14 protein-coding genes are annotated in these 18,435 nt (G+C 43.0%); 9 read left to right on the top strand and 5 right to left on the bottom strand.

All coding sequences use genetic code 11. From position 1 onward, the window contains the following. Positions 1-106: 106 nt before the first annotated feature. The 9 genes from tdc (at position 107) to YK48G_RS06845 (ending at position 13,491) form a co-directional block, all read left to right on the top strand. Complete coding sequence (tdc, locus tag YK48G_RS06885; RefSeq protein ID WP_203630097.1) at positions 107-1,978, top strand: tyrosine decarboxylase; 1,872 nt, start codon at positions 107-109, stop codon at positions 1,976-1,978. 48 nt (positions 1,979-2,026) lie between these two features. Then, a complete protein-coding gene (gene tyrP, locus YK48G_RS06880; protein WP_203629972.1) occupies positions 2,027-3,448 on the top strand; it encodes a tyrosine-tyramine antiporter in 1,422 nt (473 codons plus the stop codon). A 105-nt stretch (positions 3,449-3,553) separates the two neighbouring features. Next, positions 3,554-4,954: a Na+/H+ antiporter NhaC family protein gene (locus YK48G_RS06875; protein WP_203629971.1), complete on the top strand. Its 1,401-nt coding sequence runs from the start codon at positions 3,554-3,556 to the stop codon at positions 4,952-4,954. A gap of 214 nt (positions 4,955-5,168) precedes the next feature. Continuing rightward, positions 5,169-5,747 (top strand): uracil-DNA glycosylase family protein, encoded by a 579-nt coding sequence (locus tag YK48G_RS06870; protein ID WP_203629970.1) that lies wholly within the window; start codon positions 5,169-5,171, stop codon positions 5,745-5,747. A 24-nt stretch (positions 5,748-5,771) separates the two neighbouring features. Then, a complete protein-coding gene (gene rihA, locus YK48G_RS06865; protein ID WP_203629969.1) occupies positions 5,772-6,704 on the top strand; it encodes a pyrimidine-specific ribonucleoside hydrolase RihA in 933 nt (310 codons plus the stop codon). Between the two features lie 290 nt (positions 6,705-6,994). Continuing rightward, positions 6,995-8,521: a hypothetical protein gene (locus YK48G_RS06860; RefSeq protein WP_203629968.1), complete on the top strand. Its 1,527-nt coding sequence runs from the start codon at positions 6,995-6,997 to the stop codon at positions 8,519-8,521. Between the two features lie 14 nt (positions 8,522-8,535). Next, on the top strand, positions 8,536-9,534 hold the full coding sequence (locus YK48G_RS06855) for a hypothetical protein (RefSeq protein WP_203629967.1): 999 nt from the start codon (positions 8,536-8,538) through the stop codon (positions 9,532-9,534). A gap of 10 nt (positions 9,535-9,544) precedes the next feature. Then, the gene (locus YK48G_RS13530; protein WP_232365308.1) at positions 9,545-12,655 is read left to right on the top strand and encodes an SbcC/MukB-like Walker B domain-containing protein; all 3,111 of its coding nucleotides are present in this window, start codon (positions 9,545-9,547) and stop codon (positions 12,653-12,655) included. A 2-nt stretch (positions 12,656-12,657) separates the two neighbouring features. Continuing rightward, positions 12,658-13,491 carry a Wadjet anti-phage system protein JetD domain-containing protein gene (locus YK48G_RS06845; RefSeq protein ID WP_203629966.1) on the top strand — a complete coding sequence of 278 codons (834 nt, stop codon included), beginning with the start codon at positions 12,658-12,660 and terminating at the stop codon, positions 13,489-13,491. A 148-nt stretch (positions 13,492-13,639) separates the two neighbouring features. Here the strand turns inward: YK48G_RS06845 and rbsK are convergent, their stop codons facing one another. From rbsK to rbsD, 5 genes are all read right to left on the bottom strand, one after another. Continuing rightward, positions 13,640-14,557, bottom strand: coding sequence for a ribokinase (gene rbsK / locus YK48G_RS06840; RefSeq protein WP_203629965.1), 918 nt, complete (start codon positions 14,555-14,557; stop codon positions 13,640-13,642). Positions 14,558-14,570: 13 nt separating this feature from the next. Continuing rightward, positions 14,571-15,587 (bottom strand): aldose 1-epimerase family protein, encoded by a 1,017-nt coding sequence (locus tag YK48G_RS06835; protein WP_203629964.1) that lies wholly within the window; start codon positions 15,585-15,587, stop codon positions 14,571-14,573. A gap of 110 nt (positions 15,588-15,697) precedes the next feature. Beyond that, positions 15,698-16,348, bottom strand: coding sequence for a deoxyribose-phosphate aldolase (gene deoC / locus YK48G_RS06830; RefSeq protein ID WP_203629963.1), 651 nt, complete (start codon positions 16,346-16,348; stop codon positions 15,698-15,700). 67 nt (positions 16,349-16,415) lie between these two features. Next, complete coding sequence (gene fucP / locus YK48G_RS06825) at positions 16,416-17,774, bottom strand: L-fucose:H+ symporter permease (protein ID WP_203629962.1); 1,359 nt, start codon at positions 17,772-17,774, stop codon at positions 16,416-16,418. Between the two features lie 174 nt (positions 17,775-17,948). Then, on the bottom strand, positions 17,949-18,344 hold the full coding sequence (gene rbsD / locus YK48G_RS06820; protein ID WP_203629961.1) for a D-ribose pyranase: 396 nt from the start codon (positions 18,342-18,344) through the stop codon (positions 17,949-17,951). Positions 18,345-18,435 lie beyond the last annotated feature (91 nt).

Raw genomic sequence — 18,435 nt, 5'->3', positions numbered from 1 at the left:
TGAAAATTAAAAACTCAATAACCAGAATTAATACCCTTTACAGTTTCTTTTTGGAAGCGTATTCTAACTTTGCAATTGCAAACGATGCAAATGGAGGGTGCAAATGATGATTAAAGAATCTGAACAGCTAAATTTGGATGCGTTATTTATTGGGGATAAGGCAGAAAATGGGGAACTTTATAAAAGTCTGTTAAACAAGTTAATCGATGAGCATATCGGCTGGCGGCAAAATTACATGCCGCAAGATAAAAAGATGATTTCACATGAAGAGCAGGGTTCACCGGCGTTTGGTGCAACTGTTAACCGAATGAAGTCCGTGTTGGACGAACTGTCTCAACGAATTCGAACTGAATCCGTTCCTTGGCATTCTGCTGGTCGCTATTGGGGGCACATGAATTCCGAAACGCTCATGCCGGCGTTATTGGCATACAACTACGCAATGCTATGGAATGGCAATAATGTTGCTTATGAATCTTCACCAGCCACTTCACAAATGGAAGAAGAAGTCGGGCATGAGTTTGCGAGCATGATGGGATATCAAAACGGCTGGGGGCACATTGTTGCCGATGGTTCCTTGGCCAACTTAGAGGGCCTTTGGTATGCCCGAAATATTAAGTCACTCCCATTAGCAGTTAAAGAAGTCGTGCCAGAATTAGTTGCTGGAATGTCGGAATGGGAATTATTGAATTTATCGACAAACCAAATTATGAAATTGTTGACTAAGTCTGGTAACCGACTGGATGAAATTAAGGCCAGATCAGCTCGTAGTGGGAAACATTTACAGGAATTGGGAAAATGGTTGGTACCGCAAACAAAGCATTATTCTTGGATGAAAGCGGCAGACATTATTGGTGTTGGCTTAGACCAAGTTATTCCCGTGCCTTTGGACAATGATTTTAGGATGGATATTGGCGCACTTGAAGCAATTATTCGCGATCTAGCCGCTAAAGGGATCCCCATTTTGGGAGTTGTTGGGGTAGCCGGTTCCACGGAGGAAGGCGCTGTGGACCAAATTGATAGGATTGTGGCGTTACGTAAGCAGTTGGAAAGTGAAGGAATTTACTTTTACATTCATGTGGATGCAGCATATGGCGGCTATTTTAGAACCATTTTCCTGGATGAGAATAATGACTTTGTTCCCTATGAAAAGTTACCTGACCTTCACCAAAAGTATGGGGTTTTTACTGAAAACAAACAGATGATTAAACGTGATGTTTATGAAGCTTATAAGGCCTTCGATCAAGTTGAGTCAATTACAATTGATCCTCATAAAATGGGCTATGTGCCGTATTCTGCTGGGGGTATTGTGATCAAAGATCTTCAGATGCGTGACGTAATTTCATATTTTGCAACCTATGTATTTGAAAAGGGCGCAGATATTCCGGCATTATTAGGCGCATATATTCTTGAAGGCTCAAAGGCTGGGGCGACTGCGGCTTCTGTTTGGACAGCGCATCATGTGTTGCCGCTTAATATGAGTGGCTATGGTAAATTACAAGGTGCATCAGTGGAAGGTTCCCATCGTTACTACGATTTCTTAAAGAATTTGAGCTTTAAGATTGGCGAGCGAACGATTGAAGTTCATCCGCTTGTTAGCCCCGACTTCAACATGGTGGACTACGTTCTCAAAGAAAAGGGTAATGACAACTTGGCTGACATGAACCGGCTCAACCATGCCTTCTATGAAGAAGCTTCATACGTGAAAGATAGCTTATATAGCAAGGAATACATCGTCTCTCATACGGATTTTGCCATTCCGGATTATGGCAATAGCCCGCTTGAATTTGTAAAAAGTCTTGGATTTACTGAAGCGGATTGGAATCAAGAAGGTAAAATTACCGTCATTCGGGCAGCCGTATTGACGCCATACATGAATCAAGAAGATAATTTCTATTATTTCGTACCTAAAATCAAGCTGGCGATGAAAAAAGATCTTGAAAATATCTTTGAAAACATCCGGACGAAACAATTATCGTAGATCTATATTGCTAGGGGTAATTGAAATTATTGGATAGAAGGGATTTATATGGATAAACAAGGGATTAAGCTTGGTTTGGGGACTTTTATTGGGATGACGATGGCATTATGTGCAACGGTTCGATCAATTCCCTCAGTTGCCGCGGCTGGCTGGGCTCAAATCACCTACATGCTTTTCGCAGTTATTTTCTTTGCCTTGCCGGTAGCGTTGATTTCCGGTGAATTGGGGACGATGCTGCAGGCAGATGGTGGCCCCCAACTTTGGGTTAAGACAGCGTTGGGCGAAAAGTGGGGGTTTGTGACTGCTTGGCTGCTTTGGGTGCAGATGTTTCCGGGAATGGTAATGGTGGCCTCCACCATTGGACCGTTGTGGGGGAACGCATTTGGCAACGTTGCTTTAGGAAATAACCATTGGTTTATCTTTGCGAATATTTTAGGGTTTTATTGGATCATCACGATTCTAAATTTAAAATTTGATATGGCCAAGGTTGGCGGCAACATTGGTGTTTGGCTGGGCGTCTATATTCCGATTGTGATTATGCTAATCATGGGGATTACCGCTTTAATCAAGACCGGCGTTAATCCAGCGGGGTATCTCGGAAGTTTTTCAATCGCTAAACTATTGCCAAGCTTAAGTAATTTATCGACTTTAAAGTATTTTGCCGCGATTTCATTTGTTTATACGGGAATTGAGATTTCATCAGTGTTCATTCCAAGATTACATGATGCAAAGCGAACATATACTCGGGGAATCTTTATTGCTTTGATTGGCTTGGTTTTAATGAATATTTTGAACGCAATGCTAGTCGCTAATACGGTTCCTAATGGAAAGATGCAACTGTCAAACATTACCCAACCAATTGTTCTTTGGTGTCAAATTCTGGGTTGGCCAACGATAATTGCAAATATTTTCAGTTTTATGGTCGTAATTGGCGTTTTAATCCAGTTATCGGCTTGGGTAACTGGACCTTCTAAAACGATGACCCAAGTTGCTCGTAGCGGAGAGTTACCTGCCAGCTTCGGCTATCACAAAGTTAACAAGTATGGTGTGTCTCGAAACGTTGTTCTCACACAAAGCATTTGTATTTCAATGTTTGCCTTGCTTTATGGAGTCATGAAAGATGTTAACGGCGTGTTCTTAACCCTAACCAATGCAACGACTGTGATTTATGCACTGGTATACATTCTAATTGCGATTTCACTCATTAGGTTACGGCAAATGAAGCCAAACCTCGATCGTCCATATCGATTAGGAACTAATGGAAACGGGGTTGCTTATTCAGTTGCATTCTTATTAATTTTTGGAATTACTGTCATTATCGCAGCAACGCTTTTAACGACAGATCTCGTTCAAGCAATTTTTGTTTTATCGATTACAGCTATCTTATTTGTTATCCCACTTTATATTGATAGTCATAAGAATACTGAATGGATTACGCAAGTTCGTGCCGATTTACAAACAATGAACTGAGGGCTGTTTGATAATTACTATATAAAAGAACATTCATAATTGAAAGGCTTGCTACAAAACCATTTGTTTTGCTGCAAGTCTTTTTTTGGAAAGAAGGGGTTGGAAATGAACGGGACCAGCAAGCCGGCAAGGATTTCATTAATCGAAAGTTTATTGATTATGGGCATTATGTTTAGCGTTCTTGGAATAATGATTATTCATTTTAGATTAGCACCTCAAGTTCCAATTATCTTGGTATTCACGGGACTGCTATTTTATGGTAAGGCAAAAAGATTTTCTTGGGATGATATCTTTTCGGGCGTAGTTGATGGCGTAACACAGGGAATCATACCAATTTTAATTTTCTTGATTATTGGCATTTTGATTGCCAGTTGGTTAAAATCCAACACGATTGCAACAATGATGTATATTGGCTTTCAAATAATATCGATAAAATTATTCTTGCCAACGGTTTTTGTTGTTTGTGGGTTAATTGGAATGACGATTGGCAGTGCGTTTACAACCGTTTCGACTATTGGTATTGCCTTCATGGGAATTGGTCATGTACTTGGTTTCTCGCCGTCAATTACGGCTGGGGCAATCATTTCCGGGGCCTTCTTTGGCAACAATCTTTCACCGCTATCTGACACGTCGAATTTGACGACCGGGATTGCCAAGGTAAATTTATATCGTCACTTAAAAAACATGACAATGACTTGCCTCCCGGCCGCAGCAGGAACAATTATCTTGCTGTCAATTGTTGGCAAATCTCATAAAGCAGCGGATGTGAATGCAATCCAAGCAATCATGAATGAATTAGCGGTAAACTATCAGATTTCTTGGGTACCACTAATTCCAATCGGCGTTTTGCTAATCTTGGCTTGGCGAAAGGTACCGGCAATTCCTACGTTACTTATGAGCTCAATCGTCGCAATCGGGCTTATTTTTTGCCAGGATCGGGCGTTTACGTTGAGTCAATTAGGGAACCTGTTAATAAATGGAAATCAAGAAAACGATAGTAATAGCGTGGTTGCCCGTTTAATGAGTGGCGGAGGGATTACCAATATGCTGAATTCAGTGTCACTGATTATCGTTGCCCTGGCACTAGGTGGGTTACTCATTAAATTTGGTATTGTTAAAACGTTAATTGAGAGTCTAAAAGGTTTCATTAAAACTCCTGGCCGGCTAATCTTAGCCACTTTAATGGGTGGAATTGGGGTTAACTTTTTAGTTGGGGAGCAATATTTGGCAATTATTTTGCCGGGAGAAACGTTTAAATTAGCATACGATGAATTAGGAATTGATCGGAAGTACCTATCGCGGACGTTGGCAACAGGTGGCGCTGATATTAATTCGATTGTTCCATGGGGCGTAAGCGGAGTATTTTGTGCGGCTGCCCTTGGTATCAATTCGATTGACTACGTGGGTTATGCATTCTATTCATACTTAAATCCGCTGCTGACAGTCATTTTGGGGTTCACAATTGTAACGTGGAAATGTCGCCAACATGCGGTTCATGCGTCGTGAAGGTGCTTTACAATAAATATTAAAGAAGCATTAACTTTAACAGGCTACTTAACTCAATGATTAATAAATCCCGCCAAAACTTTGATTGTCATTTTGGCGGGATTTATTATGGGCTCATGTGGTCTAGTAAGTTGCAGTATACTTAATTTGTTGCAACTCAAAAGAGAATGTCAGCAAAACTCAATTATTATCTTGAAAGGAGACCTCGATATCTATGAAAACGGCAGATGAGATCTTCACGGCAATTCAGACTGATGCACAAAATCAGTCGTATACCCAGCAGGGAATTTTACCGCTCTACCACATTGAACCAGAGGCTGAAATTCTAATTATTAGTCAAGCGCCAAGTCGTAAAGCTCAAGAGTCGATGATTTTTTGGAACGATCCTAGTGGTGATCGACTAAGGGATTGGATGGGAATAACTAAAGATCAATTCTATCATTCAGGTAAAATTGCGGTCATGCCACTAGATTTTTATTATCCTGGCAAGGGTAAACATGGTGATTTACCACCAAGAAAAGGATTCGCTGATAAATGGCATGAACCGTTATTGCAGCTCATGCCCAAAGTGAAGATAAAGTTACTGATTGGTCAATATGCTCAGAAATATTATTTAGGTAATCGCAGAAAAAGGAACCTGACAGAAACAGTTCGCCATTTTAATGACTATTTACCTGAGTACTTTCCGTTAGTTCATCCCTCCCCACTTAATTATGGTTGGTTAAAGGCCCATCCTTGGTTCATGGATGAGGTGGTCGAGGCGTTGAGGGAGCGAGTTGGCAAAGTGATATAAACTAGCATCAGAAAGGAAATCGATATGACAAAAATTATTCTAGATTGTGATCCAGGCCACGATGACGCGTTGGCGATGATGTTGGCAATTGTGTCGCCCAAGATTGACTTAGCTGCAGTGACAACTTCGGCAGGCAACCAAACTCCTGAAAAGACATTAAATAACGCGATGCGGATGCTCACCTTAATGAAACATGAAGAAATTCCGGTCGCTAGTGGCAATAAAACGCCATTGTTACGCCCACTGAGAACGGCTGGTAATGTTCATGGTCGATCTGGGTTAGATGGCGCCGAGTTACCTGATCCAGATTTTAAATCGCAACCAATGCCGGCAATTGAACTCATGGCCCAAACCATTCAAAAATCTACTGAAAAGGTGACGTTAGTTGTGACTGGACCGATGACCAACGCGGCCTTGTTCCTGCGAGTTTATCCAGAACTAACTGACAAAATTGAGCGGATCGTCTTTATGGGTGGTGCGATGGGATTAGGAAACTGGACACCATCGGTTGAGTTTAATATCTTCGTTGATCCTGAAGCGGCCAAGATCGTATTAAACTCTGGGATTCCATTAACAATGGCACCATTAAACGTGACTCACAAGGCTCAGATTCTCAAGAGCGAAATTGCGAAAATTGACGAGATCAAAAATCCGGTTGCCCACGCTTTTTATGGCTTGCTGGAATTCTTTGAGCGCTATCATGAGGCACCCAAATGGGGCTTTAAAGGGGCGCCCCTTCATGATCCATGTACAATCGCTTGGCTGATTGATCCAACGATGTTTGAAAGTAAACTCATGAACGTCGATGTTGAAAATCAAGGGGATCTGACCGATGGGGAGACGGTTTGTGACTATTACGAACTGACCGGCAAGCCTAAAAATACGGAGGTGTTGTTGGGGATTGATCGTGAGAAGTTCATTCACTTGATTATGGATTCGTTGAAAACGTTTGGATAGCAGCAGTTTCTCGAAGGTGGAACAAAATTTGATTTCCACCCGTAATTGCAACTTAGATCCTCACCCATATTTGGATTGAGACCACGACGAGATTGTAAAACACCTAGCCTAATTGGTAAACGATGGGTCCCTATCGTTCGATAGAAATCGCTAACCATTCCAGAACCAGGAACGATTGGCAGTTTCTATTATATTCTGGGATCAAAACGCCTTTTGTCCCCAGCTTTAATTGGTAGTTAATGGTCAGGGTAGCACTAGTCATCACAATCGCTTATAATATAGGAAACTAATTGTCAACCAACGACTCAAGAAAAGGAATTTCGATGACCCCAACTCTTCAAACAGAACTTCGTAACATTCTTAACGCCACTATTCTAGGTGGAAATATGAATCATCCGCTAGCTGGTTGGTGGATTCTGACGATTTTGCGCCATAATACGCAAAATACCGATACGCCAATCACGGCGGATTTTTTGTTGCAGCAGTTTAACATCAACTATCTGGAACAAAATGAAAAACCGATTGCCAATGAAGTCTTTAAGAAAATTCTCGATAAATTGACGACTGCCGATATGATTGAAAAAAGTCAGCATAAAGTTCGCGAGCAGATGCATAACGGAACCCGCCACATTAAGACGACCTACATTTACCGAATTAATTCAGTTGGCTTAAGCTTTATGAATGGCATGCAAAAGGCGGCTGACTCACAATCCATGGCAACCGCTAACGTTAATCGAATTGACGAATATTGCCAGTTGGTCAATGAAATCTATACCAAAGATATCAATGCCGAGACCAGTCGGTTATTTAACCACTTTGGGGTTATGATCGACGCCTCACAGGATGTCCTCAAAGGGATGCATAAGTTGGATGCCGACTTGTCAGATTTGGCGAATGATATCTCGTTTAATCATGGTAGTCAAAATGCTGAAACGTTGCAGAAATTGCTGAAAGAACGGGCAATTCCAGCGTTTATTAAGATGATTCGAACTGGCAGCAAAGTCCAGCATATGGTATTTGACCAGGATTATTCCCGGCGGATCGCGGCCAGTAAACAAGGTAAGGACAGCATTGACCTTGATCAAATGCTGGGCCGTGAAGATAAAATGGCGATTGATTTTAAAAATACCCGCCAAGTGGTTCAGGCCAGCCTTGAACAATTAAACAACAGCCTCGAAAGCACCACCAATAAAATTGATAATAGTGTTGACTCCGTTTATATGTTGTACGACACGATTAGTCGAACCATTCGGCTACTAGTTCGCGAATACGAACACAGTCAGCAGCAACAGTTGGATGTTAAAGAAATGGCTAGGCAACTAGACGATCTAATGACCCACTACGAAGATGTTCATTTTCCTCGAGCACTGCCAGTTCATCTCGCTGATGATCGGGATGAAGAGGATGCCAATGACCTACTGGATGCCGTCAGTTTGCGGCCGGTAGATTATCTGATTGATAATTCAAGGCGAACTATTGCCACCGAGGATGAAAATCCAGACCTCGCTGACGATACCTATGCCGATTCTGGTTGGGATCAAGGGCTCGCTGATTTCAATCGGGCGCTGCCAATCGATGCCACTGGAAAGGCTAAAGTTGATCATAACTTAGAATTTGATAGCCAACTTGCTCGAGATGAGGTTGCCCGCCTGTACACGGCGCTGTCGTATGATCAATTAAATGGTTTCGCGCCGTTTGGCCGCCAAGTGGTTGCGGTGACTCCGATTAAAAAATGTGGTCAGATTAAGCTTCACTGCAAAGGTGAGCAATACAGCGTGTACTTACCGAGTGGTTTTACTGTCAGATTTGCCAAGTAGGTGGAGGAAAATCGATGGAACTAGGAAATACTGAAAAGCTAATTATTAACCGGCTAATTGATCAAGAATTATTTACCAGCACACCAGAACCCACTACCACTAAGGTCACGTTAAGTGCCATTCGAACTTATAAACAGCGTCGGGTCTACCGATTTTTTGATCACTTAATTGGCACCCAACCGTTGAATTACGGTAATAATCTGGTTTTATTAGTTGGACCCGGAAGTCTAACCAATGCTGAGAAGCACGTTTTGTTGGCGACCCTCAAGGCTGTGATTAGTTCGCCAGAAATGGATGGGTTGGCGTCTGACATGGTGATCGACTCCCAGAGTATCATTCAGCAGGTTCACAGTGAGGTCCTTGAACTGGATGAACCAGCAATTTATGCGATTATTGATCAATTGTTCGTCAAGCGTTTTGGCTTGTTCACACCGGATTACCCAGAAGGCGACGAAGCCAGTCGATCTGAAATCATGGATCCGTTTTGGGACATCAATCCGGACTTCACCAGTATTACTCACGAGATGATTGCCTATATGATGCATCCTCAAGATACCGGTCAGTTGAGTGACTGCCAGCGGATTAATCGCGTTTTGCTTAGGTTTCGGTACCTATCGCCTCACCAGTTTCCAGAATTATGGCCGCAATTAGTTGCCAATAAAGAACAGTTAGCGGCAGAGTGGCAGCCTTTGGCACGCTTTCGGTTGGAATGTGGTCAAGATTATGCGATTCTGTTAGATAACCAGCAGAAAAAGAGTGAAGCCAAACCATTAATTGTAGCCATTGCGCTGGCTAATCAGCTTAACGATCCCATCAAGAAAACCAACTTAACCACCAAAATTCGCCAAGTCGCCAAAGCTCTTTTTCCCGGTCGAACCGTAAACCCAACGGATGTGAAAAAGAGTTTATTGACCAACGCATTGGTTATTGAAACCGGTGATTACTACCAACCAACGCCAGTTGCCAAACGCTTTAAAGCCACCAACGACGCTGACCAAGCAGTATTTGAATAAGGAGCTCTCAATGAATAATAGTGAAAAACTGATTCCCGTTTCATTTCATCTCAGGAATTTCAATTTATACCGCAGCCTGGATATCCCGGTATCGGCTCATGGCAATATTGCCCTAGTCGGTGAGAACGCCGTTGGCAAAACCACGTTGGCTAACTGTTTTTTCCCCATGTTGGTTGACGGCTCGATTGCCACGCCATCATTTAATCCTACCACTGACACTAAAAAATTAAAAAACAGCATCGATCCACGCAATAGTTCCCACGATAGTCGCACGTTTGAATCAATGCTACTGGGATGGGGTAAGGGTGCCATGAAAGTGCGGACCGGTTACGCTTATGAATTACTGGCTTCTAAATATCGAGAGGTTATTTTAGGAATTGGGGCTTACCGTGCTAAGGGGGATCCCCGGAGTAAAACGTGGTGGTTTATTGCGACCAACGGGGATTTTGACCAGCCGTTATCGGTTCAAACGATCGATGATAATGGCAAGTCCCTTGATAGGGATGCGTTTATTCAAGCAAATGAAGGCTTGGGCGATCACTTACATATTTGTGAAAAGGCCCGTGATTTTCGTGAGCGGGTCGCGGCCGAAGTATACGGACTCAGTGGCCAAGAATTAGGATTGCTGGCCCAAGCTGACCGGATGATCGCTTCGCCTATGCTGACGGCGGGGAATGCCAAGTTTGAGCCGATTCGGGATGCCTTGATTCAATCTCAGGAAAGAATTGATCCGGAAATCATTCATCAAGTGGCTAGTTTCCAGCGCGACGTCAATGACCGTCAAAACTTAAAAAAGCGCATCGAAATAGCTGTTACTCGAATTGATCGAATTAAACAAATGGTTTTTCTTGGAAATATGGATAACTTTAGCAGCCAGCTTTTTGATCCCTACTCCAAGGCACAAAACAAGATTAACGCGCAGCATCTCAAAATTGATAAATTAACTAAGCAGGCCGAATTAACTCAGCAGACAGTGGCAACTCAAACAGCAGCCCTGGCAGCTGCCGACGAACAGCTAAATGATTTGAAATTTAAAAAACAGCGCGAAAAAGTGATTCAACAAGAACGTCAGCAACTCCAAGGTGAAATTCAATCACTAAAAAAAGCGGTGAAGGTCTTCAAGGAAAACCAGCAGCGAAAGGTTACCCTGTTGGCAGAACAAACTGAAGGCCAGGCTAACCTTCAGCAATTAAATGACCAACTCACTGGTTTAACGAATGAGAAGATTGAGCCATTAAAAGGACAAATTCAATCACTGATTAACAAGTTGGGCTGGCAAGAACTTAATTACCAGACGGACTTGCAGACGGCAGCTCAGGATTTGGCTGATCAAATCAAGCGAGTTAGTAATTTAGTTAACAAATATCAACGCTGGCTAAGTAACAGTCAGAATTTGACAAATTCAATCAAAGTTTTCACTGGTACCAGAACCCAAATGGACGACCGGATTGAAGTTGATGTGACTGGTTTGCGGCCCGCCCCAATCAAGGAAAAGCTTCACTATGATAACCGGGCGATTCATGAGGCCGGGGCTGCTAAAATTTCTAGTCGGTATGATGAATTAAAGCAGCAAATGGCAACGTTGGTGGCAGAACATCCAGAGATTAAAGCAGCACTGAGAGATGATCAGCTGCTTATGAACACAGATCGATACCGAGCTGACTTATTTAGATTAGGGCAACAGTCAGTGACGTTGCAAGGGCATATTGAGCAGGCTGAAACTAAGCAACAAGCAATCAAAGACCGACTAGCAGATATTGAAGCCAACCTTGATCCAACCTTTAATTTGGCGCAAACGAAGCAACAAATTGCCAGCTTAACAAATCAATTAACTAACTTAAAGATCGATCCAACGCTAAACGAGCGGATTGATCGCCAAACGATAACGGTTAATAATTTGAAAGTTCAAATCGATGAAGCCAAAGCCAAAGTCGTTGATGCACATTCACAAATTAAGGGACTTAACGAACAAATTGAGGATGAACAAGCGACCATGGCCGATTTGAACGAACGCGTTAATATTATTTTAGATCAACTGAAAGCCTATCTACCACCAGTTGACGAGCCGTTAATCGATATCGATGCTTTGGTTAAGTATTGTGCGGAAAACAAAACGGCGATCAGAAACAATTCAATTGGTGAATTGAGCAACCGGGTAAGCCGGCAAATTAATGCATCAAACCAGGATCGGCTGGATAATAATGCTGTTAATACGTTGTTTGACGAGCTGGGATATTCTGAAATTGCCGATCAGATGTTTCCCAATCCAATTGAAAAAGTGGATGAAACTTTTGTTGCCAGCTTTGATATCGACCGTGTTTACCAGATTCTAGAAACTGCCAATGAAAATGTTGTGAAAGCCCTCGGAGAAGTTGAAAGTGGTCGAGATTTGGCTAATCAAACTTACCAAGCAGCTGTGATTCAACGGATTGCGTCTCAATACCAAGCCATTCATAACTTTAATGAGATGCTTTCAGAAGGGGTTAGTGACAGCAATGGGATCAAATTAAAGATTGAATTGACGCCGCAAAAGGTTGACCCACAGGTGATTGAAGAAGCTCTGGATCCATCATTAGACGAACGGCCGGCAGTTTCTGCCACCATTAACAAACGACTGGAACAATTAGCCAACGACTCTGAACTGGCTAACGACGAACAGGCCTTTAATCAACGGGCTAGCGAATTATTGGACACCCGCTACTGGTCGCAGTTCATTGTCAAGATCAAGCGCTGTCACAGTAGTGAAGACGATTATGAGATTGTCGATGATACCTTCGTTGAATCAGGGGGGTCTGGTGCTGAGAAAGCCCAAGCGATGGTGTTGCCGCTATTACTTGTGCCAAAAATGATTTTGAGCCGGGCGGCCAGAAAAGACGCTCCTTATTTGGTGATGTTCGATGAATTTGCCGATAAATTAGATCCACAAACCGCCCGGATTTTTGCCAAAACGATTAACCGGTTTGGTTTTAACTTTATTGCTACGATGCCAAGTGGCGCTCAGAACAAGTTGCTTTCTGATGGGGTGGATAATATTACCTATCAAGTAATTGCGCCTCAAAACCGAGACGACGGCAAGTTTCATCTCAACAAAGTGGTAAAAGTTTCGTCATGGAAAGCATAATCATGGTTAATTTTTTAGAAATCTATGAAAAACAAACAGGGACTCATCTAGGATCGGAAGCCCAAAGACTGACCCCTTTGTTTCAAAAAATCGTCGCGGGTGAACTGTTACCACCAAGAGGCCAACAGGCAGTTGATTGTGGCTTCACTGCCCATACTTTGAACGATCCGAACGTCAATCCACCAATCTACAAGTATTATCAGTGGGTATTGGCGACAATTGCGGCTAATACACCCATTCACGAGCTGCCAGCTAAAATTATTGGTGATGAATTCATCTGTGCTAATATTTTTCAAACAAATTGGCCCCAGCCATTGACTGTCAATCATTGGCAAGTCGAGGATGTATTGAAGTTACCGTTAACGACTCAGCGGGCAGTGATCATCGAAAACAACGGGGTGTTTATTTGGCTGCATCACCTTCAGCCAACCTGGCCGTTAATTTTACAATCTGGTAATGATTTTAATCCGGTATACAAAGAGGTCGTGGCGGTGCTAGCTCGCCAAATTGAATTCACTTATCTGGGTGATTTGGATACGCAAGGGATTAAGATGGCTGACACGTTAACGGCGCTCATCAAACAGACAGGCGGAGACTACAGTCATTTAGCCGACATTCAAAACCCTGGCCAAGCAGCGAGTTGGGTCGCGGGCTATGGCATTTCGATGAATGCTAACCAGCGAATCCATGCCGATGCAACGATTGGTGATGCTACTTGGCAACAGGAAGCGAACTTTTTGGAGATTAGCCGCAAGTTCGTTGAACAAGAGCAACTGATTCGCGAGTACAAGCGGGCAGTGCCGAGATGGCTGGCTGGATTTCACTATGAAAATTGATAGCTACTAAATAAAACGACACTCATTTCGATTAACGTAAAAGCGGATCGGGTGAGTGTCGTTGTAGCAAAAAGCCGGAAATCACAAGACTTCCGGCTTTTTACTATCTGCTATCACATTTTCTGATTGAGATTGCCGATGGTCAGTCTCACTTAACCAAACTTGCCAACTCAGCCGCCGTTGGATATGACTTCTGAGTCCCCTGTCTGGTCACAGTAATTGCGGCATACTGATTGGCGTGTTTCAAGGCGGTTGGGATAGCTTCACCTTGAGCAAAGTAATGGGCAAATGAGCCGATGAACGAGTCGCCAGCCCCGGTCGTGTCAACGGCTTTGACCTTGACAGCCGGAATTAAGTCGCTAGTATCCTTGTTCACCCAGAGAACCCCTTTTGAGCCTAAAGTGATGATCATGTTATTAACGCCCATTTGAACCATATGTTGCGCAGCTTGTTTGATTTCGGTCAGGTTAGTTGTTGGCATTCCGGTTAAGGTTGCCAGTTCGGTTTCGTTTGGTGAAAAGAAGTTAACATTGGAAACGTGATTGATATCTAAATCCTTGTTAGCTGGTGCTGGGTTTAATAATACCGGCACGTTGAATTGGTTAGCCAAGTCGATGGCATGGTAGTTTGTTTCTAAGGGGATTTCTTGTTGAAGCACGATGATTTTAGCGTTTTTAATAAGGTCGACGTGTTGGTCAAGAACTGCTGGCGTTAATTCGTTGTTTGCTCCTTTGATAATGAGAATTCGATTATCAGAAGATGGTTCAACGAAAATTGGGGCGGCACCGCTACTTTTGGTACCAGTGCCCACACCAGTTGTGTCAATTTGATTTTCCTTGAAGTTGGCTAACTGTTGCTGACCAAAGGTATCGTTGCCGACCATTGTAATGAAGCTAACCTTGGAACCCAAGCGAGCGGCTGCTACGGCTTGATTGGCCCCCTTGCCACCAAATCCCATTTGGAAATCTGGGGCTTCAACGGTTTCGCCCTCAATTGGCATTCGGTCAATGTACGTAATTAAATCAATCATGTTTGAACCAATTACTAAAACGTCACTTTGAGTCATTTTGAATTCCTCCTTAGTTTTCTAAACCAGTGGTGACTTTAAATTCCCGAGATTCGTGGGCCTTGAGCATGATGAGCGTGCCGGCTTTTTTGGCGGCTGCCAAGCCTTCTGGGGTACTCGTTCCGGGAATCACAAACGCATTCACTTGTTGATCGGGATTGTAGAGAATCCAGCGGGTACCAATTGGGAATTGTTTGGTTGAGAACTTAGTTAAGAAGTTCTTTCCCTTACCGATATCCACCCGGAATTCAGCTTCATCGACGTATTTTGACAAGTCCGATGAGAAGAAGACAATTTCTGGATCGTAGTGATTTGGATCGTCAAGCTTGTTGATCAATTTGCCCGAGGCCTTTAGCTGATCATTATAGGCTGTCCATTCTGGGGTTGGGTGAACGTGATCCGGGATAGTTTGGCGGAGTTGAAAAGCGTCATCAGGAACGTTGGCACTCATTTGGGCATTGTCGACATAGGCGTAATTCATATGGCACAGGTATTGTAATGGCATCGGCTGATAGTTTGAAAGATTCGTAACCTTGAGCTGAATGTCGAATAAACCACTATCTTTATGAATCGTAACGGCAGGTTCAGCTAAGTAATGGTCACCAAAGCCTTTAACATATTCGTAACTGCTGTGAATCGTGATGGTGTCGTCGCCAAAGGTTAAATGGGATTCGTCCATCTCAGAGGTCGGAAATTCTCCGTGCAGTTGATAATGATCAGCTGGCCCTGGTGTACCGTTAGCCAATAAACCAGAGGTAAATTGGAAGCAGCCATACGTATCAGCAATTCCCGGGCCAGGTAACGGCTGGCTGAACATATCCTTCATTTTGAGCGAAATGTTATCAAAGATGGCGTCCCAAATAATCAGTCCGTGAAATGGCAGAACGGTCAAAGCACCCTGGGAGTTCTCTAATTTTAGAGCTTCAATGCCTGATGGGTAAATGAATGTTTTGATAGAAAAGTTGTCATCCTGAAATAATTCGAAGGGAGCTGGGTTAAACATTGCGTGACTTAGATTCAATGATTTCATTGTTGCAGGTCTCCTTAACAGTTAATTTTGATTTATAAAGCGCTTACAAAACGCTGGTTAAAATAAACAGAGAACTAATATTAAATTCTCTGTTTAAGTTAGTTTCAGTATTACTTACCAATAATCTTGAGACTTGCACTCGTGCCTAAGCGAGTGGCCCCAGCCTTGATCATGTCTTCGGCGTCTTGAGCTGAGTGGATGCCACCGGCAGCTTTAACTTGAATCCGATCGCCAACGGCTTTTTTCATGATCGCAACGTCATGGGCAGTTGCTCCCTTAGTTGAAAAACCAGTTGAGGTTTTGACAAAGTCGGCTCCCGTTTTAGCAACGATGTCGGCAGCTTTGGCGATTTCGTCATCGGTCAATAGCGCATTTTCAATGATGACTTTAATCAGTGTATCCCGTTTGTGGGCCGCGGTGACGACTGATCGAATATCTTCTTGGACAGTTTGGTAGTTGCCGCCCTTAAATTCGCCAATGTTCATCACCATGTCAACTTCATCGGCACCGTCTTCAATGGCTTGGTTAGTCTCGGCAACTTTGATATTTGTGGTATTAGCCCCGAGGGGAAAGCCAATCACGGTTGCCGTTTTAACACTTGTATTAGCGAGTAAATTATGAACATGTGAAACCCAGTAAGGATTAATCATGACTGAATAAAAATTGTTATCAATCGCTTCTTTGACAACCCGGTCAACATCAGCTTCAGTTGCTTCTGGTTTTAACAAGGTATGGTCAATATATTGATTTAATGATTCCATGAATGAAGGCCTCTTTTCGATTTGTTTACAAGTATAAGATACCATAAGTCACAGTTATAAGGCACTTCTATTGATTTTGTTCGATTTGTTCTGGGTGAGCCAGGTCATATCGATATTCAAAGAAGAAGTAGATGGTCACAATGACATAGCAGAGGGTTGGGACAATGAATGACGTCTGCATGGAACCGGTCATATCAGAGACGACCCCTTGGATAGCGGGGATAACCGCACCACCAACGATGGCCATAACCACAATGGCCCCGGCGGTTTCAGTAAAGCGCTTGTCCTCAACGGTATCCAGTGTATGGGCGTAAATGGTTGGCCATTCTGGACCAAAGAAGAAACTAGCAGCGATGGCCATCCAAACGGCTGTCATGTTTGGAATGGTGGTTGCGCCAATTAACGTAATTGTGCCAAGGGCTGAGAAGATGGTTAAGACACCCGTAATGGAATGATCTTTTAACAGGTAGCTGGCAAATAATTTACCGAAGAACCAAGCGGCGTAACTATAAATCATGAACGTACTTGCATCCCGGTCAGAAATGCTGGTATTTAAGTTAAGGGCCAATCGAATCGTAAATGACCAAACGGTGGTCTGCATCCCAACGTAAAAGAATTGAGCCATGATCCCCTTCTTGAATCGGGTGTTTTTGGCAAGGTACTTAAGCGTTTCGCCCAGGCTTGGCGTAGTTTTCTTCTCTTTATCAAGACTGACCGCTTTTGAACTTGGCATTGGTGTGAGGGCTAAAATAATTAAAATCGCAATTAAAACGACCAGAATATATTTGTATGGCTGCAAAGTCAACTGGAGCATCTTTTCGCCATAGGCAATTCGTTCTGCCCCGTGCATGTGACTCATGGTTTCAGACAAGTTACCAACGGAACCAAAAATTAAGTATTTCCCTAAGATGATGCCGACCATATCACCTAAAGGAACCAGAGTGGCGGAAATGTTCATTCGAATATTTGAATACTTCCGCGGCCCAATCATTGAACTGTAAGTATCACAAGAGGTTTCCAAGAAACTCAAACCAACGGCAATCGCAAAAATTGCGGCTAGAAACATGGTATAAGTGGCGACGTGGGAAGCGGGAAAGAACATGGCACAACCAATAATATAAAAGATTAACCCGGTCATAATCGCAAACTTGTAACTTTGTTTCTTGATAACAAGTGATGCTGGAATGGCAATTAAAAAGTAACCACCATAAAAAGCACTTTGAACAAACGCGGTAGCGGCGTCGTTAAGCATAAAAACCGTCTTGAACTGAGTAATGAGAATATCATTCAGGGATGCTGCAGCCCCCCAAAGTGGAAAAATTAAAGATACTAAGACAAATTGAAAAATAGGGGTTTTGTTGAGATAGCCATCGGCGTATTGTTTCCACCCGTGCTTTTCTTCAACGACGTGACGACTTGCTTCCATAGTTGGATCCTCCTTAAAAATGAGTGAGCGGAGCAAAGCGGTTTGGGATCGAAGTGTAAGTCTCCTTCAAGGGAAATTCCCGGTTCTGGAATTTCTCTTGAAGGTGCTTACGCGCAGATCCCTGCTTTGCGCAGCTGTCCTAAAACTAAGTTACGAAAAACTAAATCAAAATCATTAGAACGTAACGCCTGATTCAAGAATAATATTTGAGAATGGGGTCATTTCACCAGTTCGGACAAAAGCGTGACAGTTTGCCAAATTTTTCTTGAGGTCTGAATGGGGCATATAGGCAATTTCAACGTCAGGTAAAAGTTCTTTGATTGCTTTGAGTTGGTCGGGATTCTTTGTTTTGATTTCATCGGCTAAATAAATCTTTTGAACCTCTAATTCAGCTAAGACGTTTTTTAAAACATCGATGAAACTTGGGATTTCTTTAGTCAAAGCCAGGTCGATCTTTTTGGTTCCCATTGGGACTGGCATCCCCGCGTCGCCGATACTTAACCAGTCCATGTGGCCCATGCCGGCGATGACGGTTGATAATTCAGAATTGATAACAGTTGTTTTTTTCATTTTGGATTTCCTTTCAAAGTGCGTGACGCAAAGCGGTTAGAAACTAGCAATAGGCTGAGTACAAGTTTCTGCTTTGCGCGTCTGTCCTAAA

The sequence above is a fragment of the Lentilactobacillus fungorum genome (assembly GCF_016860605.1).
Lineage (GTDB): Bacteria > Bacillota > Bacilli > Lactobacillales > Lactobacillaceae > Lentilactobacillus > Lentilactobacillus fungorum.
The sequence above is the reverse complement of the archived record's forward strand: the minus strand, read 5'-3'. Positions and strand labels throughout refer to the sequence as shown.